The sequence below is a fragment of the Massilia sp. GER05 genome (genome assembly GCF_052056005.1).
Classification (GTDB): domain Bacteria; phylum Pseudomonadota; class Gammaproteobacteria; order Burkholderiales; family Burkholderiaceae_D; genus Telluria; species Telluria orientalis.
In genome coordinates this window covers 6,287,635-6,309,096 of record NZ_CP178858.1, presented here as the reverse complement: position 1 = coordinate 6,309,096, position 21,462 = coordinate 6,287,635, and the positions used below count along the sequence as shown (strand labels likewise).

The following is a 21,462-nucleotide window of genomic DNA, read 5'->3' as shown; positions in this document are numbered from 1 at the left end:
TCACCTGAGAATGAGCAGATGACCAAGTCCGAGCTGATCAACCGCCTGGCCGAGCGCTATTCTCAGCTGGTGGCAAAAGACGCCGAGTTCGCCGTCAAGACCATCCTCGATGCGATGACGGGCGCTCTCGCGAGCGGCCAGCGCATCGAGATCCGGGGTTTCGGCAGCTTTGCCCTGAACAGCCGGCCGCCCCGTATCGGCCGCAACCCGAAGTCCGGCGACAAAGTGATGGTGCCCGAAAAACGGGTGCCCCACTTCAAACCGGGCAAACAGTTGCGCGAGCGGGTGGATGCGATGGTCGGGCAACCGATCATCGAAGACTGATTCGTCTGTAACAGGCTCACAAGACGGCGTCCGCAAGGGCGCCGTTTTTTTTTGCGGCCTGGAACCCATGGGAATACAATGAACGTGCCATCTCTCATGCGTTGCGCAGACCTCGGCCATGAAACAGAAAGAATTACGGCTGGCAATCGTATTCTTCGGCGGCGTGTCGCTGGCCGTCTACCAGCATGGCATCAACCGCGAAATCCTCAACCTCGTGCGCGCGTCGAAATGGTATCGCCGGCACGACGGCCCCGCCTCCATGCACGACCACTATCCCGACGAGCCGGAACACTCGACGGGCGACGTTTATCTGCAGTTCCTCGAAACGGTCGGCAAGCAACTCGATTTGCAGGTGATCGTCGACGTGGTGTCCGGGGCCTCGGCCGGTGCGATGAATGGCGTTGCGCTGGGCAGGGCGCTCGCGCACGATCTCAGCCTGGCGCCGTTGACGGACATGTGGCTGGCCGACGCAGATATCGGACAATTGCTGCACGCCGACGCCAGGGCCAGGCGCTGGAGCAAATGGTTTTTCTGGCCCTTCGTCCGGCCCCTGCTGTCCCGGTTGAAACGCGAAGGCCTCATCATCGGACCCATCGATCGCGAAATGCAGGAACGGGCGTCGATGTTCCTCCGTTCGCGGTGGTTCAAGCCGCCGCTTGACGGCTGCCGCCTCGCCAGCCTGATCCTCGACGGCCTCACGGCCATGGAACGTGCCGGTGCAGCCGGCGAATCGCTGCTGCCTCCCGGCACGCGGCTCGACCTGCTGGTCACGGCGACGGATTTCCGCGGCCTCGATCGCGCGATCTTCATCCATGACCCGCCCGTGCTCACCGAGCGCGAGCACAGGCGTCCATTCCACTTTCAGCTCTATCATGAAAAAAGCGGGCACCTGCGCAGCGACTTCGATCTCGACAATGTCCCGTCGCTCGCGTTCGCCGCACGCGCATCCGCATCGTATCCCGGGGCGTTTCCGCCGGCCCGGATTCGCGAAGTGGACGACCTGCTGGCCGCGCGCCACCGGCCATGGCCGACCCGTGCCCAATTCATCAAACACAACTTTGGCGGCTATCGTGACCAGCGCAAGGATCCCGAGGATGCCGTGCTGGTCGACGGGAGCATCCTCGACAACAAGCCGATCAAGGCGACGCTGGACGCGATCCGCACCCACAGCGCGTTCCGCGAGGTCGATCGCCGGCTGATCTTCATCGACCCGCACTCCCAGCTCGACAAGCCGCCGCCCGGAACAGACGTGCCGGGTTTCTTCGCGACCTTGCGTGGGGCATTGTCCGACCTGCCGCGCACCGACCCGACCTACAAGGAACTGGCGGACGTCGGGCGCTACAACAAGCAGGTGCGACGCCTGAAGCAGGCGATCGCCTACGCCCGGCCGCAGGTCGCGAAACTGGTTGACGAGGTCACCGAAGGCAAGGCCAGGGGCCGGTACACCGTCAGCGATCTCCGCCATTGGCGTCTCAGCTCGACCAACGCGCTGTCCACCACGCCGATCGTCTACGATTCGTTCGTCCGGACGCTGGTGTTGGAGGCGCTGGATTTTCTCGCCGAACTGATCGCCGGTGCGTGCGGCTTTGCCCGCGAATCGACGGCATCGCACCGCGTGCAGGAGGCGATCGAACTGTGGGCCGCACGGCATGCCATTCTCCTTGCCGACTCCTACACGGCGGCGGAAAACGCCTATGAAAACGTCGACATGCCCCCGTGGGCCAAGATGACGATCGACTTTGGCGTCGTGTACAAGAAACGCCGCCTGAATTTCGTACTGCACGAGATCAGCGACCTGTATGACGCGACGGCTGCGGAAGACCTCGATCTCATCAAGATCCAGGTCCACAAACTCATCGATGCCTTATCGACGTACGACAATGCCGATTTCCTCAGCGAGCGCGCGGTCGCCATGTGCCGCACGCTGTTCGTGCCCGAGACTCCCAACCGGATGGATGTCGAGCAGTTCGTCGCCGGCCGGGACGCCGAGCTGACCGCACTGGTACGGCGGCTGGGCATCGAATGCGACCTCCCGGGCAAGAACGACGACGCCGACACGCTGTTGTCGTCCGGGCTGGTGCAGAACCTGGAACCGCACTACCGCGCGGCGATCCTCACCGGCTATCTCGGCTATTTTTATTGGGACGTCATCCTTCACCCAGTCGTCACCGCACTGGCGCTGGAAACCGGACCGATCGAAGAGATCCTGGTCGATCGCATCAGCCCCGACGACGCGCCCGGCCTCGCCCCGCCGGGCAACCCGCGCGTCCTGCTGGGCGGGACGTTTGCCGGTTTCGGCGGCTTTCTCAATCGTGCGACGCGCGAAAACGACTATCTGTGGGGGCGGCTGCATGCAGTCGACCGGCTGTTCGATATCTTGTCCAGTACGTTGCCGAACCAGATCCGGAACACGATCGACCTGCATGCCATGAAGAAGGCGGGATTCGAATGCGTGATGGCGGAGGAGGCCGGACGGCTCCATCTGGTGCCGGACCTGGTGTCCCGGCTACGCGCCGCGATCGCCGCGTTCTGACGCCAGGATGGTCAAAATGTAAGCGCGCATTGCAGGGGCGATGCCGTTCGTGCAACCCACGTATAATCACGCCGCATGCGCACAACGGCAGGGCCAGCCGTCCTAGGAATATCGTTACAAATATGCGACACTGCGCATTTGCCGTCTTTTCTTCGGGACCTGCTGATGAAACTCGTCTCCACCATCGTCGGATGCCTGCTGTTCGTCCTGTTCTTCAGTTTCGCCCTGAAGAACACGCATCAGGTCGACCTGCATTTCTTCCTGAATTACGAGGTGCGGGGACCGCTGGTGCTGATGCTGCTCGCGTTTTTCATCGCCGGCGCCTTCCTCGGCATCCTGGCCGTGACGCCGACCGTGTTCCGGCACCGCCGCGAAAGCTCGCAGCACAAGCACACGATCCAGGCCCTGCAGAGCGCGGCCGGTACCGCCGCCAATGCGCCGCAGCCGGACAGCGTCGCGCCGCGCGCCTGACCGTAACTCAGTCATCAATAAGAACAACATATGGAATTTGAAATCTGGTGGCTGCTCGGCATCCCCGTCTTTTTTGCCCTCGGCTGGATCGCCGCCCGCGTCGACATCAAGCAGCTCGTCTCCGAATCGCGCAGCCTCCCGCGCGGCTATTTCAAGGGCCTGAATTTCCTCCTCAACGAACAGCCGGACAAGGCCATCGACGCGTTCATCGAGATCGTCAAGCTCGATCCCGAAACGGCCGACATGCACTTTGCGCTGGGTAACCTGTTCCGCCGCCGCGGCGAGACGGAGCGCGCGATCCGCGTCCACCAGAACCTGCTGTCGCGTCCCGACCTGCCGATCGAGCAGCAGGTGCACGCGCAGTACGAACTCGGCATGGACTACCTGAAGGCCGGTCTGCTGGACCGCGCCGAAGAGACGTTCAACCTGCTCGTCGACACGCAGTACGGCGTGCAGGCCCGCCGCGCGCTGCTGGAGATCTTCCAGCGCGAAAAGGAATGGCGCCGCGCGATCGCCGCCGCGGAAGGCCTGATGGAATCCGGCGCCGGCGCGCACCACAAGGAAATCGCGCAGTTCTATTGCGAGCTGGCGCAGGACGCCCTCGTGCACATGCAGTCCGAGGAAGCGAAGGCGCTGCTGGACAAGGCGCTGCAGGCCGACCGCAAGAACGTGCGCGCGACGATGCTGTGCGGCGATGCGCTCAAGGCCGAAGGCGACATCGAGGGCGCGCTGAAGACGTGGCGCCGCGTGGAGCAGCAAAGCGTGCCGCACGTGGCCCTCGTCGCCGCGCGCCTGATGGATGGCTACCGCACCGTCGGCCGCCCGCAGGAAGGCGTCAACCTGCTGCGCTCCTACCTGGAAGAAGCGTCGTCGATTGATCTGATCGAGGTGGTCTTCAAGGCCGTCATTGAACTCAACGGCGTGGAGGCTGCCAAACAGCTGGTGGTGGAAGAGCTGCGCCGCAATCCGACCCTGCTCGGTCTCGACAAGCTGCTGGAAGCGCGCCTGATGGATGCGCCGGCGAACGTGTGGGAAGAGCTGTCGATGGTGAAGAACCTGGTGCACGGGTACACGCAGAAGCTGGCGCGCTACCAGTGCAGCCATTGTGGTTTCAAGGCGCGCCAGTATTACTGGCAATGCCCGGGGTGCAGCAAGTGGGAGACTTACCCGCCGCGCCGCACCGAAGAACTGAACGTGATGAACTAAGCTAAAGCGAACCATGAAGATTACGATTATCGGCACCGGCTACGTCGGCCTCGTGACCGGCGCCTGCCTGGCGGAACTCGGCAACGACGTCTTTTGCCTCGACGTCGACCAACGCAAGATCGACCTGCTGAACAACGGCGGCATCCCGATCCACGAGCCGGGCCTGGAAGAAGTCGTCGCGCGCAACCGCGCCAGCGGCCGCCTGCAGTTCTCGACCGACGTCGCCGCCAGCGTCGCGCATGGCCAGCTCCAGTTCATCGCCGTCGGCACCCCGCCGGACGAAGACGGTTCCGCCGACCTGCAGTACGTGCTGGCCGCCGCCCGCAACATCGGCCGCCACATGGACGGCTACAAGGTCATCGTCGACAAGTCCACGGTGCCCGTCGGCACGGCCGACCGCGTCGCCGCCGCCCTGCGCGAAGAGCTGCGTGCGCGTGGTGAAGAAAGCATGGAATTCGCCGTCGTGTCGAACCCGGAATTCCTGAAGGAAGGCGCCGCCGTCGACGACTTCATGCGCCCGGACCGGATCGTCATCGGCCACGACGACAGCCCCGCGGGCCAGCGCGCGCGCGACCTCATGAAGCTGCTGTACGCCCCGTTCAACCGCAACCACGAACGCGTCTACTGGATGGACGTGCGCTCGGCCGAGTTCACGAAGTACGCGGCCAACGCGATGCTCGCGACCCGCATCTCGTTCATGAACGAACTGGCCAACCTCGCCGACCAGGTGGGCGCCGACATCGAAGCCGTCCGCCACGGCATCGGCTCCGACCCGCGCATCGGCCACAGCTTCCTGTACGCGGGCGCCGGCTACGGCGGCTCGTGCTTCCCGAAAGACGTGCAGGCGCTCGAGCGCACCGCGCGCCAGTACGACCAGGAACTCCTGATCCTGCGCGCCGTGGAAGCCGTCAACGACCGCCAGAAGCAGGTGCTGGGCCGCAAGGTCGTGCAGCGCTTCGGCGACGACCTGGCGGGCATGACCTTCGCCGTCTGGGGCCTCGCATTCAAGCCGAACACGGACGACATGCGCGAGGCGCCGTCGCGCGTGCTGCTGAAGGAATTGATCGAGCGGGGCGCCAGCGTCGCCGTGCACGATCCGGTCGCGATGGAAGAAGCGCGGCGCGTGCTGGCGCTGGACCTCTCCGAAGCGCAACTCGCGCGCGTCGACTTCAAGAAGACGCCGATGGAAGCGCTGGACGGCGCCGAAGCCCTGGTGATCGTCACCGAATGGAAGGCGTTCCGCAGCCCGGACTTCGAGCAGATCAAGGCGCGCCTGAAGCACCCGGTGATCATCGACGGCCGCAACCTGTTCGAGCCGCCGCTGATGACGGGCCTGGGCATCGAGTACCACGGCATCGGCCGTTCGGTCCTGACGGGCAAGTGAGGCACGCATGACCGCTACGATCCCCAGCCGCCTGCTGCCGACCGACAGCTACCGCCAGGCCGAAGCGCCCCAACTGGAGAGCGTGCGCCTGCTCGTCGTCGGCGACGTCATGCTCGACCGCTACTGGTTCGGCGACGTCTCGCGCATTTCGCCGGAAGCGCCGGTGCCCGTCGTGCGCATCGAACGCCGCGAGGAGCGCCTGGGCGGCGCCGCCAACGTGGCGCGCAACGCCGCGGCCCTCGGCACGCACTGCGGCCTGCTGGGCGTCGTCGGTGCCGACGAGGCGGGCGACCACGTCGAACGCATCCTGCGCGAATCGAGCATCCACAGCTACCTGAAGCGCGACGAGGCGATCTCCACGATCATCAAGCTGCGCGTGATCGGCCGCCAGCAGCAGATGGTGCGCATCGACTTCGAGGACGCGCCCACCGAAACGACACTGCGCGACAAGCTCACGCAGTTCAAGGCGCTGCTGCCGGACTACGACGTGATCATCCTGTCCGACTACAACAAGGGCAGCCTCGTCAACGTGGCCGAGATGATCCGCGCCGCGCGCGCGGCCGGCAAGACCGTGATGGTCGATCCGAAGGGCGACGATTTCACGCCGTACGCGGGCGCCACGGTGCTCACGCCGAACAAGTCGGAACTGAAGCGCATCGTCGGCAGCTGGAAGACGGAAGAGCAGCTGACGGAAAAGGCGCAGAAGCTGCGTGAGGACCTCGGCCTGGAAGCGCTGCTGCTCACGCGCTCGGAAGAGGGCATGAGCCTGTACACGGCGAACGAGGTCCTGCACGTGCAAGCGGACGCGCGCGAGGTGTTCGACGTCTCCGGCGCCGGCGACACCGTCATCGCGACGATGGCCGCCATGCTGGGTGCCGGCGTATCGCTGCCGGAAGCGCTGGCGACGGCGAACCGCGCGGGCGGCATCGTCGTCGGCAAGCTGGGTACGGCGACCGTCACGCGCGACGAGCTGTTCGCGCAACGCCGCAAGGACGACGGCCACGCGTGATTGCGTGGTCGCAAACCAGGGTGTCAACCCATCGCCGTATTTATCCGTTAAGGCAACAGGCGGCCATCCCCGGCCGCCAACCAAGCCAACGATAACGGAGAATACGAGATGATCAAGAAGCTGATGCTTGCAGTCGCCACGCTGGTGGCGTCGATGGGCTTTGCATTCGCCCAGGTGGACGTCAACAAGGCCGATGCCGCCGCGCTGGATTCGGTCAAGGGCGTCGGTCCGGCCATGTCGAAGGCAATCATCGACGAGCGCACCAAGGCCGGTCCGTTCAAGGACTGGGCCGATTTCCAGAAGCGCGTGAAAGGTGTGGCCGACAAGCGCGCCGCCCAGCTGTCGAAGGCCGGCCTGCAGGTCAATGGCCAGGCCAAGGACGGCGCGCCGATGGCCGCAGCACCGGCTGACAAGACCGCCAAGACCGCCAAGCCCGCCAAAGCCGGCGCCAAGCCGGCCGACGCGAAGGCCAAGCCGGAAGCCAAACCCGAGGCCGCCAAATCGGCGACCTGATCCGGCTCCTGCCGCATGAGAACCCCGCCCCGCGCGGGGTTTTGTGTTTGTACAAAAGTATTTCGCTTGCCGGTCCCATACGCGCCCCGTCAACTCGGATTAGAATGTCGGTTTCGCGTTCGCAAAAGAGTAGGCAATGGCATACAAGACCATCGAAGACACGATCGGTAATACCCCGCTGGTGCAGCTGGTGCGCATCCCCGGGCCGGAAGCGGCGGCCCGCAACAACGTCATCCTCGGCAAACTGGAAGGCAACAACCCGGCGGGTTCCGTGAAGGACCGCGCGGCGATGTCGATGCTGCGCGGGGCCGAGGCACGCGGCCAGATCAAGCCCGGCGACACGCTGATCGAAGCGACGAGCGGCAACACGGGCATCGCGCTGTCGATGGCGGCCGCGATCCGCGGCTACAAGATGGTGCTGGTCATGCCGGACAACCTGTCCATCGAGCGCCGCCAGAGCATGGCCGCGTACGGCGCCCAGATCATCCTGACGCCGAAGACGGGCGGCATGGAATACGCGCGCGACCTGGCCGAGCAGATGCAGAAGGATGGCCAGGGCATCATCCTCGACCAGTTCGGCAACCAGGACAACCCGCGCGCCCATTACGAAACGACGGGTCCGGAGATCTGGCGCGACACGGAAGGCCGCGTCACCCACTTCGTCAGCGCGATGGGCACGACCGGCACCATCATGGGCGTGTCGCACTACCTGAAGGAACGGAACGAAGCGATCCGCATCATCGGCGCGCAGCCGGAGGAGGGATCGTCGATCCCCGGCATTCGTAAATGGCCGGAAGCCTATATGCCGAAGATCTTCGATAAATCGCGCATCGACCAGGTCGAGAATGTGACCCAGGCCGCGGCGGAACAGATGGCACGCCGCCTGGCGGCCGAAGAGGGTATTTTCTGCGGTATTTCCGCGGCCGGCGCCTGCGAAATCGCCTTGCGTATCTCGCAAACGGTGGAGAATGCGACGATCGTGTTCATCGTCTGCGACCGCGGTGATCGTTATCTGTCGACGGGTGTGTTCCCCGCCTGATTGCTTGCTTGCCCGGCGCGGGTTCCCGGCGCTGGGTCTTCCCCATCCCGCATCCGCTGCGGGGAAATACTATCCCTGACCCGGCAATCCGATCATTCGGGAGGCCGGCAGAGTCGGGCGGTGCGGCGGCATCAATGGCCGCCGTCCGGTCCGGTGCGTGCCATTATTACTCGCTGCCGCCTGCGTTGCTGTCCTTGTCTTTCGGCTTGAACTGCTTGTCGCTGATGCGGAACTTGGCACGGCGGTCGCCCATCAGGTAACGCAGGTCGCGGATCGACAGATCGGAGACTTCGTGCATGCGGATCAGCAGCGAAGCGCCGACCGGCAGACGGTGGTGGCGGATTTTCGAGATCACCGGCGGCGCAACTTCCAGGGCGCGCGACAGTGCGGCGTCGTTCTTCAGGCGCAGGTTCTCGATCAGGGTGTCGAGCAGGCGATTCGGGTTGTATTGCAGCAGTTCGTCGTTTTCCGAATCGCTGTTCATATCGATACCGACTTGGTTCGTCATGATTCACTATTCCTATGAGGGTTTGTCAGAGCTCGCGGCGGAACTTCCACTCCTGTGAGGATATGAAAGTTTCTACTAAATTATACAACTAATTTCCAATTTAGTACTTAAGAGCAATAAGGATCAGTGGCTTTCGTTGAGTTCGTTGTCCCATCGCAACAATGGCCGCAATGCAATTCTCTCACAAACTCACTGAGAATATCATTGTTTTTTATTTAAACTTAAGTGTAGAGCAATTAACGATGCGCTGCCGCACAATTAGGAATTGAGTAGTGGAATGACAACTTGAGAGGGGGTATCGGGGAGAATGCTATGTTTCTCAGGAGAACTGTCTAGAAGAAATAAGCATACCCCCGGGGAGTATAAGGTTGTCACGACTGCATGACTCAGCCGTATTTATGACAATCCTGTTACAAACTGATACAAAGTTGTTGGTTGGAGGACACTAGATTCCGCGCGCCAACCGCACCGCACGGCCTAATTCGATCACGGACATGGCATAGAAATAACTGCGATTGTATTTAGTGATAGCAAAAAAGTTAGCGTTCGCCACCCAATACTCCGTCGGGTCCGCCCCGTTTTGTAAATCGACGAGGCCGTACAGGCGGCCGTCCGGCAGGGCCGTGCGCGTCGCGACGCCGGCACCGTCCAGCTCGCCCGGACGGTAGCGCGCTTCCAGGCCGCCCAGCAGCCCTTGCCAGGCGAGACTGGGGGCCACGTTGGCCGGGAACACGGCCGGCCCCGTGTTGTTGCGATCCCAGCCGTGCTCGACGAGGAAGTTGGCCACGCTGCCGATCGCATCGGCGGCCGAGCCGCGCAGGTCGACGATGCCGTCGCCGTCGAAGTCCACGCCGTATTTCAGGATATTGCCTGGCATGAATTGCGGCATGCCGACGGCGCCCGCGAACGAGCCCAGCAGCGAGAACGGGTCGATGTTTTCCTTGCGCGCGAGCAGCAGCGTGTGTTCCAGCTCGCTGCGGAAGAACGCCATGCGGTTGGCGCGGTTCGGCGCTTCCGGATAGGCGAAGGCGAGGGTGGTCAGCACGTCGACGACGCGGAAGCGGCCCGTGTCGCGGCCATAGATCGTTTCCACGCCGAGGATGCCGACGATGATTTCGGCCGGCACGCCATACGTCGCCTCCGCGCGCGCGAGGAGGTCGGCGTTCTCGTTCCAGAAGCGCACGCCCGCGTTGATGCGGATCGGCTCGATGAAGCGGTCGCTGTACGCCTGCCAGTTCTTCGGCTTGCCGGGCGGCGCCGGTTTTACGAGCTGGACGGCGGAATCGATGAAGCGTGCGCGTTTGATCACATCCTCGATCTGCGCGCGCTCGAATCCGTTGCGGGCGACGATGTCGTCCTCGAAATCGCGCACGGCCTGCCAGTCGCTGAAATTGACGGCCTCGCCGTCGTAATCGATGGCGGGGCGGGCGGGGGCGGCGGCTTTCGCCTTCCTGCCGGCCTTTCGCCCCGCCTTGGCGGCCTTGGCGGCCTTGGCCGTGGTCTTGGCCGTGGTCTTGGTGTGATGGAGCGAGGATGCGGCGAGGGCATCCGCCGCCGGCCCGGCGCCGATGGCCAGGGCAAGCAGCAGGGGAGCGAAGGATTTCATCGAACTCGGGACAGCAAATCTCTCAGGATGGGAACGAGGCCGGTGCCCGGACTCTGCGGTCCGTAGCGGTAAGCGCTGTAGCGGCGCAGGAATTCCGTCGCGGCCGCGCCAGTCTCGGGAGCCAGGTCGGCGGCGGCGAGGCGCTGCGCGTACGCGGTCGGCCCTTCGTCCGGCGCACGCGGCACGCCAAGCTGGCCGAGGCGCTGGCACAGGAGCGAGTATAGCGCATCGGCGGGGTCGGCTTTCCGCCTCTGCGAGAATTTTTTTACCAGGAACAACATGGCGCAGAGCATGGCAATGAGCGCCAGGCTTTGCCAATGGGACAATCCTTCTTGTAAGCGTTGCACGAGATGCCGCTGGCGTTGCGGCGTGTAATTCAGCACCCACTGGTTCCAGCCATTGTTGACGGCGCCGAACATGTACCGGATGCGGCCGGGGAGCGAATCCGGATCGGGCTGCAGCAGCCGGCCCAGGCCCTCGAGGCCGAACGGCGCCGGCGGCGGCAGCGCGCGCGCCAGGCTGCGCTGCACGCGCTCCGGCGCCACGGCGGCCGTCGGGTCGATACGTACCCAGCCGCGCCGCGGCAGCCACACCTCGGCCCACGCATGCGCGTCCGATTGGCGCACGGTGAGGTAGCCGTCGATCGGGTTCATTTCTCCGCCCTGGTAGCCCGTGACGACGCGCGCCGGCACGCCCGCCGCGCGCATCAGGAACACGAAGGCGCCCGCGTAATGCTCGCAAAAGCCCGCGCGCGTGCCGTACAGGAAATCGTCGATCGAATCGCGGCCGGGCAGCAGCGGCGGCTGCAGCGTGTAGACGAAACCGCCTTCCGCAAACAGGCGCAGCACGGCCGCCACGCGGCGCGCCGGATCGGGCTCGGACGCCAGCGCCTGGCCGGCCGCGCGCGTGCGCGGATTCAGGCCGTAGGGCAGCATCAGCCATTGCCCGTCGACGGGCGACGCATCCGTCTGCAGGCTGTAGTGCACGAAGGAGACGAGGTCGTAGCGCACGCGCTCGCCGATCGGGTCGAGCGACCGGAATTCCAGTTCGCCGGACAGCGTCACGCCATGCCCCGGCAGCTCGGGGATGGCGCGCGGCATCTCGAGGGCGAACAGCCAGCGCGTGTTCGACGGTTCCAGCGTGACCTGGTAGCCGACCGGTGTGCCGCCCACGGACAGCGACAGCGCCTGCGGGCGCGTGTGGCGGGAGGGGTGCACGCGCGTCCAGGTGCGGCCGTCGTAGCTGCCCAGCACGGGGCCGCGCCAGTACAGTTGCGGCTGCGCGGGCACGGGGCCGTCGAATTTCACGCGGAACGCGACGTCTTCCGACTGCGCCAGGTTCGACATCTGGCCGGGCGCCATCGTGTCGGACAGGCCGCTCTGCGCGCTGTGCGACGCGTCCGGCATGCCCCACAGCGGTCCTTCGACGCGCGGGAACAGGACGAACGCGGCGCCCGCCAGCGGCAGCGCCAGCCCGAGCAGTTTCGCGCCCATCCACAGGCGCGTGCGCAGCGGGGGCACGGCGCCCGTCAGCTGGAACGACAACTGCGTGGCCAGCAGCGCGACGAGCGAGGCCAGCATCAGCAGGGCCGTCGGGATCGTCTGCGAATAAAAGAAATTGGTGAGCACCAGGAAGTAGCACAGGAACACGACGACGAACAGGTCGCGCCGCGCATGCATCTCCAGCATCTTGAAGGCGACGAGGAGGACGAGCATGGCGACGCCCGCATCGCGCCCCAGCAGGGTGTGATAGCTCTGCAGCACGCCGAACATCGCGGCCGCCGCGATCGGCACGAGGAGCGCGTTCGACGGCATGCGCCGGCCCAGCAGCGTGACCGCGGCGCGCCATGCCAGCGTGGCGCCGCACAGCAGGCTCACCCACACGGGCAGGTGGGCCGCGTGCGGTACCAGCACGAGCAGGCTGCTGGCGATCAGCAGCAATGTATCCTGCTTGTCCCGTGACAGGAGGATCTTCACGCCGGCTCCTCCGGCAAGCCGTACAGCGCCAGCGCGCGCAGGCACGCCGCCTGGTGCGCCGTGCCGAGCGCCACGGGGTAACGGATGTGGCCGAGGATAAAGCCATAGGGCAGGGCGCGCTGCTCCGCTTCCAGCACCCAGCGGGCCATGCGCGCGAGGCGCACTTCGACGTCGAGTTGGGCGGGCAGCGCGCCGAAGTCGAGCACGAGTTTGTCGACCGTGCCGCCCTCGAAATGCTTGGTGACGAGCTGGCCGCCCAGTTCCGGATCGAGGCGCGCGATCTGGCGCCACGCGAGGTGGCGCAGCGGGTCGCCCGGCTGGTAGCTGCGCACGCCGGCGAAATCATCGCTGCCCGTGCTGCCCGCGCCGTCGGGGCTGGGACGGCCCAGCATCGGCAGCGGCGGCGCGTCCTGCTCGGGGAACGGGTAGACGAGGGCGCGGCTGTCCGGCTGCCACCAGCTCCACGCGCGGAACAGGCCGAGCGGGAAGTGCGTGGCCAGGCGCACGCGCGGCGGACGCATCCACCCGCGCGTGCGCGTGGCCGTGCGCAGCGCGAGCGCCGTGCTGCCGCCGGCCGGCACGTCGATGGCCTGCCGCGGTTCGGGCATGTGCTCGAAATCGATCCAGACGGCGTAGCGGGCCAGGCGCGTCGGGTTCTCGACGCGCAGCTCGAACGGCGCGTCCTCGCCCGCGTGCACGTCCGGCGCGCGGCCGGGGCTGAGCACGAGGCCGGCCAGGTTGCGCGTCGTCTGCACCATGTCGACGATGGCGCAGGCGCCGGCGACGAACGTGAGGCCGAAGCCGAGGCCCAGGTTGTAGTTGATCGAACCGATCAGGAGGACGAGCAGCAGCGCGCAAAACGCGAGGCCCGCGCGCGTGGGCAGGATGTAGACGCGCCGCTGGTTCAGCAGCACGCTGCCCGTGTCGCGGGCCGTCGTCTTCGTGCGCCACTGTGCGCGCTTGCGGTTCAGCCAGCCATCGGGTCGTGCCATCGCTGGATCGGCTGCCGGGGGCATCAGACCGGGACCGATTTCTGCAACTGCAGAACGAGGTCGCGGCTGGCCATCGCCACGCCCTGCGCGGAACGCAGCGGCCGCAACCGGTGCGCGCATACGGGCACGAGCAGGGCCTGCACGTCTTCCGGGATCACGTGGTCGCGGCCTTCCAGCGCGGCCCACGCGCGCGCGGCCTGCAGCAGCGCGAGCGTGGCGCGCGGCGACAGGCCTTCCGCGAACAGCTTGCCGGAGCGCGATGCCAGCGCGAGCGCCTGCAGGTAGTCGATGAGCTTGTCGGAGGCGTGGATCGCGCGCAGCGAGCGCTGGGCGTCGAGCAGATCTTCCGGCCGCATCACGGGCTCGATGGTTTTCAGCATCGCGCGCCGGTCCTCGCCCATCAGCAGGGCGCGCTCGGCGGCGGCGTCCGGATAACCGAGCGACAGGCACATCAGGAAGCGGTCGAGCTGGGATTCCGGCAGGGGGAACGTGCCGACCTGGTGCGCGGGATTCTGCGTCGCGATGACGAAGAAGGGTTCCGGCAGCGCGCGGGTGACGCCATCGGCCGTGACCTGGCGCTCTTCCATCGCTTCCAGCAGGCCCGACTGCGTCTTGGGCGTGGCGCGGTTGATCTCGTCCGCGAGCAGCACCTGGGTGAAGATCGGGCCGGGGTGGAAGACGAAGCCGTTCTTTTCGCGCTCGTAGACGGAGATGCCGGCGACGTCGGCCGGCAGCAGGTCGCTCGTGAACTGGACGCGGTTGAACTTCAGGCCCAGCGCCAGCGCGAGCGCATGGGCGAGGGTCGTCTTGCCGACGCCGGGCACGTCGTCGATGAGCAGGTGGCCGCCGGCCAGCAGGCAGGTCAGCGCGAGGCGGACCTGCTGGTCCTTGCCGACCACGATCTGGTTGACCTGGCGGGCGGCGGCGTGCAATTGATTGAACATGGATGGCTTCCGATGGTCGTTCCGGGCGGCGGGGCTCCCGGGCGTGGTAGATTAACGCTGTTAGCAATCCTGATATGCCTGCGGTTGCCTTTCGCATCGATTCTATGCGAGAACGGAGGGACTTGCGGTATCGATGAGCATCAACCAGGAATCATGAGTACAGCCATTTACAGCCACCCGGACTGCACCTTGCACCAGATGGGCAGCTGGCATCCCGAAGCCCCCGAGCGCCTGCGTGCCATCGAGGACCAGCTGATCCTCGCGCGCCTGGAGGGGCTCGTCGAGCAGGTGAGCGCCCCGCTGGCCGACGAAGCCGACATCCTGCGCAACCACACGCAGGGTGCGCTCGACCTCGTGCGCGACAACCTGCCGCAGGCAGCAGGCGAGTTCTATCCGCTCGACGGCGACACCCTGCTGTGCAAGGACAGCTACCGCGCCGCCCTGCGCGCGGCCGGCGCCGCCGTGGCCGCGACGGATGCCGTCATCGCCGGCACCGTCGACAATGCCTTCTGCGCCGTCCGCCCGCCGGGCCATCACGCGCGGCCGACGGTGCCCATGGGCTTCTGCCTCTTCAACAACGTGGCCATCGCCGCGCGCCGCGCGCTCGACGTGCATGGGCTGGAGCGCGTCGCCATCGTCGACTTCGACGTCCACCACGGCAACGGCACGGCGGAGTCGTTCAAGGACGACCCGCGCGTATTGATGGCCAGCTTCTTCCAGCATCCGTTCTATCCGTACACGGAGCCGGAACCGATCACGCCGACCTGCGTCAACGTACCGGTCCCCGCGTACTCGGGCGGCGACGTCGTGCGCAAGCTCGTCGCCGAACAATGGCTGCCCGCGCTGCACGCGTTCCGCCCGCAGATGATCTTCATCTCGGCCGGCTTCGACGCCCACAAGGAAGACGACATGGGCGGCATGGCCCTCGTCGAGGCGGATTACGCCTGGATCACGCACCAGGTCGCCGACATCGCCCGCCGGTACGCGGGCGGGCGCATCGTCAGCTGCCTGGAGGGCGGCTACGCGCTGTCGGCGCTGGGACGCAGTGTCGTGGCCCACGTCAAGGCCCTCGCGGAACTCGACTGAAGCGCCGTCGACAGGAGGCCAGTCGACCCGGACGGCTCTGCGGCACCGTCCTGGCTGTCGTCGATTTGCGTGGACTAGGGTAAAATAGCCGGTTGCACGCAAATTTTTGAAGGTAGAGCATGTCGATTCAATGGTTCCCGGGCCACATGGCCGCCGCCCGCAAGCAGGCCGCGGAGCAGATGGAAAACACCGATGTGGTCATCGAGGTCCTGGACGCCCGCCTGCCGCAGGCGAGCAGCAACCCGATGGTCGAAGAGTTGCGCAAGTTCCGCCAGCGTCCCTGCCTGAAGGTGCTGAACAAGACCGACCTCGCCGACCCCGCCGCCACCGCGGCCTGGGCCGCGTGGTATGACGCCCAGGAGGGCGTGACCGCGTACCCGATGACGACCAAGAAGCCGTCGGACGTGGCGCGGATCCCCGACCTGTGCAAGGCGCTGGCCCCGCACCGCGGCGTGCCGACGAAGCCGCTGCGCATCATGATCATGGGCATCCCGAACGTGGGCAAGTCGACGCTGATGAACGCGCTGCTGAAAAAGCGCGTGGCCAAGGTCGGCGACGAACCGGCCGTCACGAAGTCCCAGCAAAAGCTCTACCTGGACAAATTCACGGTGCTGGTCGACACCCCGGGCATGCTGTGGCCGAAGATCGCGATGGAAAGCGACGGCCTGATGCTGGCCGCCAGCCACGCGATCGGCACGAACGCCGTCATCGAGGAAGAAGTGGCGGAATATCTGGGCGGCCTGCTGCTGCAGCGCTATCCGCAACTGTTGACGGCGCGCTACGGCATCAAGACGGACGGGCTGGACGGCTTCGGCGTGATCGAAGGCGTCGCCCAGCGCCGCGCGTTCCGCGTGCGCGGCGGCGACTACGACTACGAAAAGGCGGCCCACGTGCTGCTGCAGGATTACCGCCAGGGCGCGCTGGGCCGCATCAGCCTGGAAACCCCGCAGACCCGCGCCGAGGCGTTGGAGCGCCACCGCATCGAGATGGAAGAAAAGGCGCGCATCGCGGCCGAGAAGGCGGCGCGCAAGGCGGAAGAGGCGGCGCGCGGGAAGCGCGGGTCTTAGTGAGTGTAGACAAAATCGTCTACACCTTGTTAGGGCGCCTGACAAAAAGATGAGTGGGCAGGCAGGCGGCGGAACGCCTGATGAATGTCTGCTCGTCGCTCATGCCGGATGCATCGCAGTCCGCGATAAGTGGAGCGCACAAACGTTCGCTGGGTCCGCTTCTGGCCGGCTCCTGTCCTTCAGCTTGGGCGGCTTTCGACCTGGGACAATCGCTGGTGACGAGGGGCAAGCTATTCACTGCGCGGCGCTGGCTCGGACGACAAGTAGCGCATAAACTCAGTGAGTGAAAGCCGGACCTCGTTGGCGACAGGATCGAAATTCAGCTCGTCTTCGATCAGGACGGTATCGCTGACGAAATCAAGGGTAATATCAAAGCGGTTGAAATTGAAATAAGTTTGCTCCCGCGCGGGATTTGATTCGCGCTCACGTACCGCTTCCAGAATAAGCCCGCGAACATAAGGTGTCGCCTCCTCCTTGGCGAACTGCTCAAGTAATGAAGCCATCAGGTCACCTTTCGTCTGCCAGGTCGTGAGGGAGGAACGAAATACGTTAATGAAGATCGACTTGCGTTCTTAAAATCGAGTGCTGGCAACCGGTGCCGGTTCGACGCCGGCTCCGGGCACCATCATGAGACGTTTGGCCCGCCAAACCTGAAACTCGACACCGTCAACGCCCCAAAGAAACTCTCCTCGTGATACACGCACGCGGCCGCCTCCTGCTCGGCCGCACCCAGCGCCACCCACAGCGGCACGAGGTGATCCTCGCGCGGATGCGCCATGCGCGCATACGGTGCCTCGCTCCAGTGCAGCAGCGCCTGCTCGCGGTCGGCGGGAGATAACTCCAGCAGCACGTGCTGCAGCCACGTATCGAACGCGTTCGACGCCAGCGCGCCGCCCGGGCCGAACTGGCGCAGGTTGTGGAACGACAGGCCGCTGCCCAGGATCAGCACGCCCTCGTCGCGCAGCGGGGCCAGCGCGCGGCCGGCCGCCAGGTGCACGGCCGGGTCGTAGCCGTGGCGGATCGACAGCTGTACGACCGGCATGTCGGCCTCGGGATAGATCGGCGCGAGCATCGAGAACGTGCCGTGGTCGAAGCCGCGTTCCGCATCCAGGCGGGCAGGCTGGCCGGCATCGTTCAGCAGTTGCGCGACGCGCGCCGCCAGCCGCGGTTCGCCCGGCGCCGGATAGCGGATCTGGTACGTGTGCGGCGGGAAGCCGCCGTAGTCGTAGATCATGCCCGGGGCCGTGCCGGACGATACGGTGAAATCGTCCGTCTCCCAGTGGCTCGTCACGACGAGCACGGCCTTCGGACGCACGCCGACCTGGCGCTTGATGTCGACCAGCGACGCTTCCAGCTCGGCATATGTGGGGCCGTACTGGTCCTTCATCCACGGCCACGGGCCGCCTCCGTGCGAGACGAAATAAGTGGGCAAACGGGTCATGGCGGCTCCTTCAGACGGCAATCGAAGCGTTCATGGTAGCCGATCCACAGTGATTGCGTGGATCAGCGCAGCAGCGCCACCAGCGCGAACAGGCGCGCCATCCGCATCCACCCGAGCACGAGCACGACGAGCTGGGCCAGCACGACGGCGCCGATGGTGCCGGCCGTCCCCAGCGCGGGCACGTGCACGCGCGCGAACGCGAGCACGGCCGCGAGCGCGAGACCGGCCGCGGTGATGCCCAGATAGGTGCCCAGCAGCGCGAGCGGCCGGCGTGCCAGCTGCCCGCAGCCGCGCCACCACGCGCCGATGGCGGACGTACGGCGGCGGTCGGCGGCCAGCATGGCGCGGCCGATGTCGACCGTCGCGTGGGCCAGCACGAGCAGCACGACGGTCGCGAGCGTGGCCAGGTGCGCCGCGCGTTCGGCGTCGGTTTCCAGCCGCGCCGTCTCGGCGATCCGACCGGCCAGATGGTGGGCCGAGCTGCCGATCAGTCCCGCCACGCCCAGCGGGACGACCGACCACGCGAGCATGCGCGCGAGGCGCGGGTAGCACTGCGCGCCGGCGGCCAGCAACGCGCCCGACGCCAGCGGTTCCGGCGCGCGCGCGGCGGCGAGCGCCATGCCGGCCAGCAGCGGCGACAGCAGCAACGTCAGCGCCAGTGCGACGAGGCTGCCCGCGCCCAGCGCCGGCGCGTACTGGTCGCGCGCGGCGTGCAGGATGTCGGCGTACGCGATCATGTCGAGGCGTTCCGCCAAACGTCCCGCGTACACGGAGTGATCGAGGCTGGCGGCCAGCAGCTCCCACACCGGCAGCGCGGCGACGACGGTCGGCAGCAGCAGGAGCACGGCCCACCACAGCAGCAAACGCCATTGCAGCGCGGCGCGCGCCGCGTGCAGCACGCCATGCGGGCCGGCCGCGCGCGGCGCGAGCGAAGGGGGCGTGAGCGTTTCGGTCGTCATAAGGTGGCGATCAGGGCAAGGAGGTAGTTGACGACGGCCGCGAACTCGAAGCCCCAGCGGTGCGAGGCGCGCGCATCCGGTGCGAGCGTGCGGCTGTCATCGAGCTTGTTCACGTCCAGGTAGTGCAGGCGCTGCGGATCGAGTTCGGCGGAGACGGCCTTCGCCGGCTTCGTCCAGGTGAACTTGTGCCAACGTTCGTCGGCATCCCAGCGCGCGGTCTCGGTGCTGCCGTCGGCGAATTTCACGACGAGCGTCTGCGGCACGGGCGCGCCGTGGCGGCGGACCGTGACATCGGTGCGGTACGGGTACGGCCCGGTGTCGCCCGGATGCGTCTTGCGCCATGCCGCGCGCGCCGCGTCGATGCGCTTGTCGACGGCGGACTGGCTGGCGTGCGCGCCGGGGAGCGGCACCAGTTCCGTGCTCGTGAGGTCGGCGATGCCGTCGTCGACGCGGGAGACGGCGTAGACCTGGCGCTCGAACGCGTCCTCGATGACGGCGCGCTGGCCCGTCACCTCGGCGAGCGTTGCGCGCAGGTCGGCGGTGCTCGGGTGGCGGAATTTCCAGCGCCGGTAGTATTCCTTGAACGCGCGCTCCATCGGTGCGCGGCCGATGCGCGCTTCCAGGTCGCGCATCAGGATCGCCGTGCGCGTGTAGACGGGGCCGATGTCCTGCAGGCGGTGCCACGCGTTGGCGCCGGGCGGGTCGGCCGGGTCGTGGCGCGGCGTCGCGGTGCGTTCGGCGTCGAAGGTCGGATAGCCCGGCGCGAAGCCGAGACGGGCGAGCAGCGGGGGCGCGATGTACGCGAGCTGGCCCTGGTCGCGCATCATGCGGTTGTCCCAGTATTCGTTGAGGCCTTCGTCCAGCAGCGGTTCCTCGAATTCGTTCGACGCGAGCAGGCCGTAGAAATAGCCGTGGCCGAATTCGTGGATCGTGACGAAGGCGAGGGCGAACTGGTTCGCGGTGCGCGGTTCGACGGTCCGGTAGGCTTCGGCCGTGAAGAACGTCGGGTATTCCATGCCGCCCGCTTCCTCCGCGTTGTAGGGCGGGATCACGATGGTTAGCGTCCGGTACGGGTACGGACCCAGCGTGTTCGAGAAGTACGTCAGCGATGCTTTTGCCGCCTTCAGCGCGGGCGCCGCGCTGGCGGCGAATTCGGGCGGGTACAGCACGGTCACCGTCACGGTCGGGCTGCCCGGGCCGGTCCACGTGTCGACGAGCGGCCTGGCTGTCTGGTTGTCCGCCGTCCAGGCGAAGTCGTGGACGTCGCCCTGCACGAAGCGCCACGTGCGCATGCCGTCCTTGTCGACGGGGGCGCCTTGCGGTTCGCCCGTCGCGCCCACCGTGTAGTCGCGCGGGACGGTGAGCTTCACGTCGTAGCTGCCGAAGTCCGCATAGAACTCGGAATTCAGGTGGTACTCGTGCACGTTCCAGCGCGGGGACGTCGCCCCCCGTTCGCCCGGCAGTTCCAGCACGCCGATCTTCGGGAACCACTGGGCGACGAGGTGGAACGTGCCGAAGTAGCCGGCGCGGGCGACGACGCGCGGCAACTGCGTGAGGAAGTCGATGTCGAGCGTCGTCGATGCGCCCGGCGCCACGGCCTGCGGCAGGTCGAAGCGCACGACCGTATGGTCCGTCGCCGGGCCGTTGTCCGGATGGACGAACGTCCACGGCACGTTGGCGCCGCCTTGCGCGACGCGGCGCAGGGCGATGTGGCCCCACGCATCCTTGATGTCGACGCCGGAGCGGAAGGTGCCGTCGCGCTCGCGCCGCTCGGTGAAATACGTGCTGCCCGCGCTCTCGAACGCGTTCATGTACAGGTGCAGGTAGACCCTGCTGACGGCGACGGTGCTGCGGTTGCGCCACGTGATCCGCTCGCGGCCCGTGACCGTGTGTTTGACCGGGTCGAGCGTGGCGGCGATGTCGTAATGGACGACGCGGTCCGACAGCGTGGATTCGCGGCCCGTGCGCGGGCCGCCCCAGGCATCCGCGCTGCTGGGCACGCGCACGGCGGCGGCATCCGGCGGGGCGAGGGCGATGCCGTCGGATGCAGGTGCGGCGACCACCGCGCCCGCCAGCAGCAGCGCGGCGAGGGCGAGGTGAAATCGGAAACGAGGAAGCATGCGGGATCCCGGCGTGGCTGTTATTTTTGTGCCTACACTATACAGGTTATAATCTCGGGGTTCTGGTGCCCGCACGCGCGTCTGCGCGTGCAGTTAAACGGGAAACACGAAGCGGCGTCGCCTACGGCGGCGTGCCAACGTGTGCTGCCCCCGCAACGGTAAACAAGCGTCGCCGCATGGCGACAGGCCGCCCCGACAGCCACTGTGCTTGCATAGGAAGGTGGGACGGTCCGTCTTGGAGCCCGGAGACCGGCCAGACAGGGGAAGCCGGCGTTACGCCGCGC

General features: G+C 66.4%; 19 protein-coding genes and 1 riboswitch. Of the genes, 10 read left to right on the top strand and 9 right to left on the bottom strand.

Features of this window, described 5'->3' with window-relative positions:
* Positions 1-18 precede the first annotated feature (18 nt).
* From ACL58G_RS27845 to cysM, 8 genes are all read left to right on the top strand, one after another.
* Entirely contained in the window at positions 19-324 is a 306-nt protein-coding gene (locus ACL58G_RS27845) for an integration host factor subunit beta (RefSeq protein WP_056450593.1), read from the top strand.
* A 118-nt stretch (positions 325-442) separates the two neighbouring features.
* A complete protein-coding gene (locus tag ACL58G_RS27840) occupies positions 443-2,857 on the top strand; it encodes a patatin-like protein (RefSeq protein ID WP_413387325.1) in 2,415 nt (804 codons plus the stop codon).
* Between the two features lie 165 nt (positions 2,858-3,022).
* On the top strand, positions 3,023-3,328 hold the full coding sequence (locus ACL58G_RS27835; RefSeq protein WP_056129565.1) for a LapA family protein: 306 nt from the start codon (positions 3,023-3,025) through the stop codon (positions 3,326-3,328).
* A gap of 30 nt (positions 3,329-3,358) precedes the next feature.
* Complete coding sequence (gene lapB / locus ACL58G_RS27830; RefSeq protein WP_413344619.1) at positions 3,359-4,534, top strand: lipopolysaccharide assembly protein LapB; 1,176 nt, start codon at positions 3,359-3,361, stop codon at positions 4,532-4,534.
* 13 nt (positions 4,535-4,547) lie between these two features.
* Positions 4,548-5,918, top strand: coding sequence for a UDP-glucose dehydrogenase family protein (locus ACL58G_RS27825; protein WP_440963827.1), 1,371 nt, complete (start codon positions 4,548-4,550; stop codon positions 5,916-5,918).
* Between the two features lie 7 nt (positions 5,919-5,925).
* Positions 5,926-6,927: a D-glycero-beta-D-manno-heptose-7-phosphate kinase gene (rfaE1, locus tag ACL58G_RS27820; RefSeq protein WP_413387327.1), complete on the top strand. Its 1,002-nt coding sequence runs from the start codon at positions 5,926-5,928 to the stop codon at positions 6,925-6,927.
* Between the two features lie 108 nt (positions 6,928-7,035).
* Entirely contained in the window at positions 7,036-7,440 is a 405-nt protein-coding gene (locus ACL58G_RS27815) for a helix-hairpin-helix domain-containing protein (RefSeq protein ID WP_440963826.1), read from the top strand.
* A gap of 136 nt (positions 7,441-7,576) precedes the next feature.
* The gene (gene cysM / locus ACL58G_RS27810) at positions 7,577-8,479 is read left to right on the top strand and encodes a cysteine synthase CysM (RefSeq protein WP_413343973.1); all 903 of its coding nucleotides are present in this window, start codon (positions 7,577-7,579) and stop codon (positions 8,477-8,479) included.
* A 166-nt stretch (positions 8,480-8,645) separates the two neighbouring features.
* Here cysM and ACL58G_RS27805 read toward each other — a convergent pair whose 3' ends face one another.
* The 5 genes from ACL58G_RS27805 to ACL58G_RS27785 all read right to left on the bottom strand — a co-directional run bounded on the left by ACL58G_RS27805 (position 8,646) and on the right by ACL58G_RS27785 (position 14,505).
* Positions 8,646-8,987, bottom strand: coding sequence for a hypothetical protein (locus ACL58G_RS27805; protein WP_371764786.1), 342 nt, complete (start codon positions 8,985-8,987; stop codon positions 8,646-8,648).
* 445 nt (positions 8,988-9,432) lie between these two features.
* Complete coding sequence (gene mltB / locus ACL58G_RS27800) at positions 9,433-10,593, bottom strand: lytic murein transglycosylase B (protein ID WP_440963825.1); 1,161 nt, start codon at positions 10,591-10,593, stop codon at positions 9,433-9,435.
* Positions 10,590-12,569, bottom strand: a complete 1,980-nt coding sequence (locus ACL58G_RS27795; protein WP_413387330.1) for a transglutaminase TgpA family protein — start codon at positions 12,567-12,569, stop codon at positions 10,590-10,592. The genes mltB and ACL58G_RS27795 overlap by 4 nt, the downstream gene beginning before the upstream one ends.
* Positions 12,566-13,561, bottom strand: a complete 996-nt coding sequence (locus tag ACL58G_RS27790) for a DUF58 domain-containing protein (protein ID WP_413387331.1) — start codon at positions 13,559-13,561, stop codon at positions 12,566-12,568. The genes ACL58G_RS27795 and ACL58G_RS27790 overlap by 4 nt, the downstream gene beginning before the upstream one ends.
* A 23-nt stretch (positions 13,562-13,584) precedes the next feature.
* Positions 13,585-14,505: an AAA family ATPase gene (locus ACL58G_RS27785; protein ID WP_413387332.1), complete on the bottom strand. Its 921-nt coding sequence runs from the start codon at positions 14,503-14,505 to the stop codon at positions 13,585-13,587.
* A 153-nt stretch (positions 14,506-14,658) separates the two neighbouring features.
* On the opposite strand from ACL58G_RS27785, the gene ACL58G_RS27780 reads away from it, so the two are divergent.
* Positions 14,659-15,591, top strand: coding sequence for a histone deacetylase family protein (locus ACL58G_RS27780; RefSeq protein ID WP_413387333.1), 933 nt, complete (start codon positions 14,659-14,661; stop codon positions 15,589-15,591).
* Positions 15,592-15,710: 119 nt separating this feature from the next.
* Positions 15,711-16,658 (top strand): ribosome biogenesis GTPase YlqF, encoded by a 948-nt coding sequence (gene ylqF / locus ACL58G_RS27775; protein WP_413344120.1) that lies wholly within the window; start codon positions 15,711-15,713, stop codon positions 16,656-16,658.
* A 230-nt stretch (positions 16,659-16,888) separates the two neighbouring features.
* Here ylqF and ACL58G_RS27770 read toward each other — a convergent pair whose 3' ends face one another.
* From ACL58G_RS27770 to ACL58G_RS27755, 4 genes are all read right to left on the bottom strand, one after another.
* A complete protein-coding gene (locus ACL58G_RS27770) occupies positions 16,889-17,161 on the bottom strand; it encodes a hypothetical protein (RefSeq protein WP_440963824.1) in 273 nt (90 codons plus the stop codon).
* A gap of 122 nt (positions 17,162-17,283) precedes the next feature.
* Positions 17,284-18,099, bottom strand: coding sequence for a DODA-type extradiol aromatic ring-opening family dioxygenase (locus ACL58G_RS27765; RefSeq protein ID WP_440963823.1), 816 nt, complete (start codon positions 18,097-18,099; stop codon positions 17,284-17,286).
* A gap of 62 nt (positions 18,100-18,161) precedes the next feature.
* Positions 18,162-19,058 carry a hypothetical protein gene (locus tag ACL58G_RS27760; RefSeq protein ID WP_440963822.1) on the bottom strand — a complete coding sequence of 299 codons (897 nt, stop codon included), beginning with the start codon at positions 19,056-19,058 and terminating at the stop codon, positions 18,162-18,164.
* Positions 19,055-21,178, bottom strand: coding sequence for a M1 family metallopeptidase (locus tag ACL58G_RS27755; protein WP_440963821.1), 2,124 nt, complete (start codon positions 21,176-21,178; stop codon positions 19,055-19,057). Before ACL58G_RS27755 ends, ACL58G_RS27760 begins: the two co-directional genes overlap by 4 nt.
* Positions 21,179-21,224: 46 nt before the next feature.
* Positions 21,225-21,450: riboswitch (cobalamin riboswitch) on the top strand.
* Positions 21,451-21,462: the final 12 nt, after the last annotated feature.

Coding starts and splice junctions, on each gene's coding strand:
- ACL58G_RS27845 (WP_056450593.1), top strand. CDS start 19: ATGACCAAGTCCGAGCTGATCAACCGCCTGGCCGAGCGCTATTCTCAG.
- ACL58G_RS27840 (WP_413387325.1), top strand. CDS start 443: ATGAAACAGAAAGAATTACGGCTGGCAATCGTATTCTTCGGCGGCGTG.
- ACL58G_RS27835 (WP_056129565.1), top strand. CDS start 3,023: ATGAAACTCGTCTCCACCATCGTCGGATGCCTGCTGTTCGTCCTGTTC.
- lapB (WP_413344619.1), top strand. CDS start 3,359: ATGGAATTTGAAATCTGGTGGCTGCTCGGCATCCCCGTCTTTTTTGCC.
- ACL58G_RS27825 (WP_440963827.1), top strand. CDS start 4,548: ATGAAGATTACGATTATCGGCACCGGCTACGTCGGCCTCGTGACCGGC.
- rfaE1 (WP_413387327.1), top strand. CDS start 5,926: ATGACCGCTACGATCCCCAGCCGCCTGCTGCCGACCGACAGCTACCGC.
- ACL58G_RS27815 (WP_440963826.1), top strand. CDS start 7,036: ATGATCAAGAAGCTGATGCTTGCAGTCGCCACGCTGGTGGCGTCGATG.
- cysM (WP_413343973.1), top strand. CDS start 7,577: ATGGCATACAAGACCATCGAAGACACGATCGGTAATACCCCGCTGGTG.
- ACL58G_RS27805 (WP_371764786.1), bottom strand. CDS start 8,987: ATGACGAACCAAGTCGGTATCGATATGAACAGCGATTCGGAAAACGAC.
- mltB (WP_440963825.1), bottom strand. CDS start 10,593: ATGAAATCCTTCGCTCCCCTGCTGCTTGCCCTGGCCATCGGCGCCGGG.
- ACL58G_RS27790 (WP_413387331.1), bottom strand. CDS start 13,561: ATGGCACGACCCGATGGCTGGCTGAACCGCAAGCGCGCACAGTGGCGC.
- ACL58G_RS27785 (WP_413387332.1), bottom strand. CDS start 14,505: ATGTTCAATCAATTGCACGCCGCCGCCCGCCAGGTCAACCAGATCGTG.
- ACL58G_RS27780 (WP_413387333.1), top strand. CDS start 14,659: ATGAGTACAGCCATTTACAGCCACCCGGACTGCACCTTGCACCAGATG.
- ylqF (WP_413344120.1), top strand. CDS start 15,711: ATGTCGATTCAATGGTTCCCGGGCCACATGGCCGCCGCCCGCAAGCAG.
- ACL58G_RS27770 (WP_440963824.1), bottom strand. CDS start 17,161: ATGGCTTCATTACTTGAGCAGTTCGCCAAGGAGGAGGCGACACCTTAT.
- ACL58G_RS27765 (WP_440963823.1), bottom strand. CDS start 18,099: ATGACCCGTTTGCCCACTTATTTCGTCTCGCACGGAGGCGGCCCGTGG.
- ACL58G_RS27760 (WP_440963822.1), bottom strand. CDS start 19,058: ATGACGACCGAAACGCTCACGCCCCCTTCGCTCGCGCCGCGCGCGGCC.
- ACL58G_RS27755 (WP_440963821.1), bottom strand. CDS start 21,178: ATGCTTCCTCGTTTCCGATTTCACCTCGCCCTCGCCGCGCTGCTGCTG.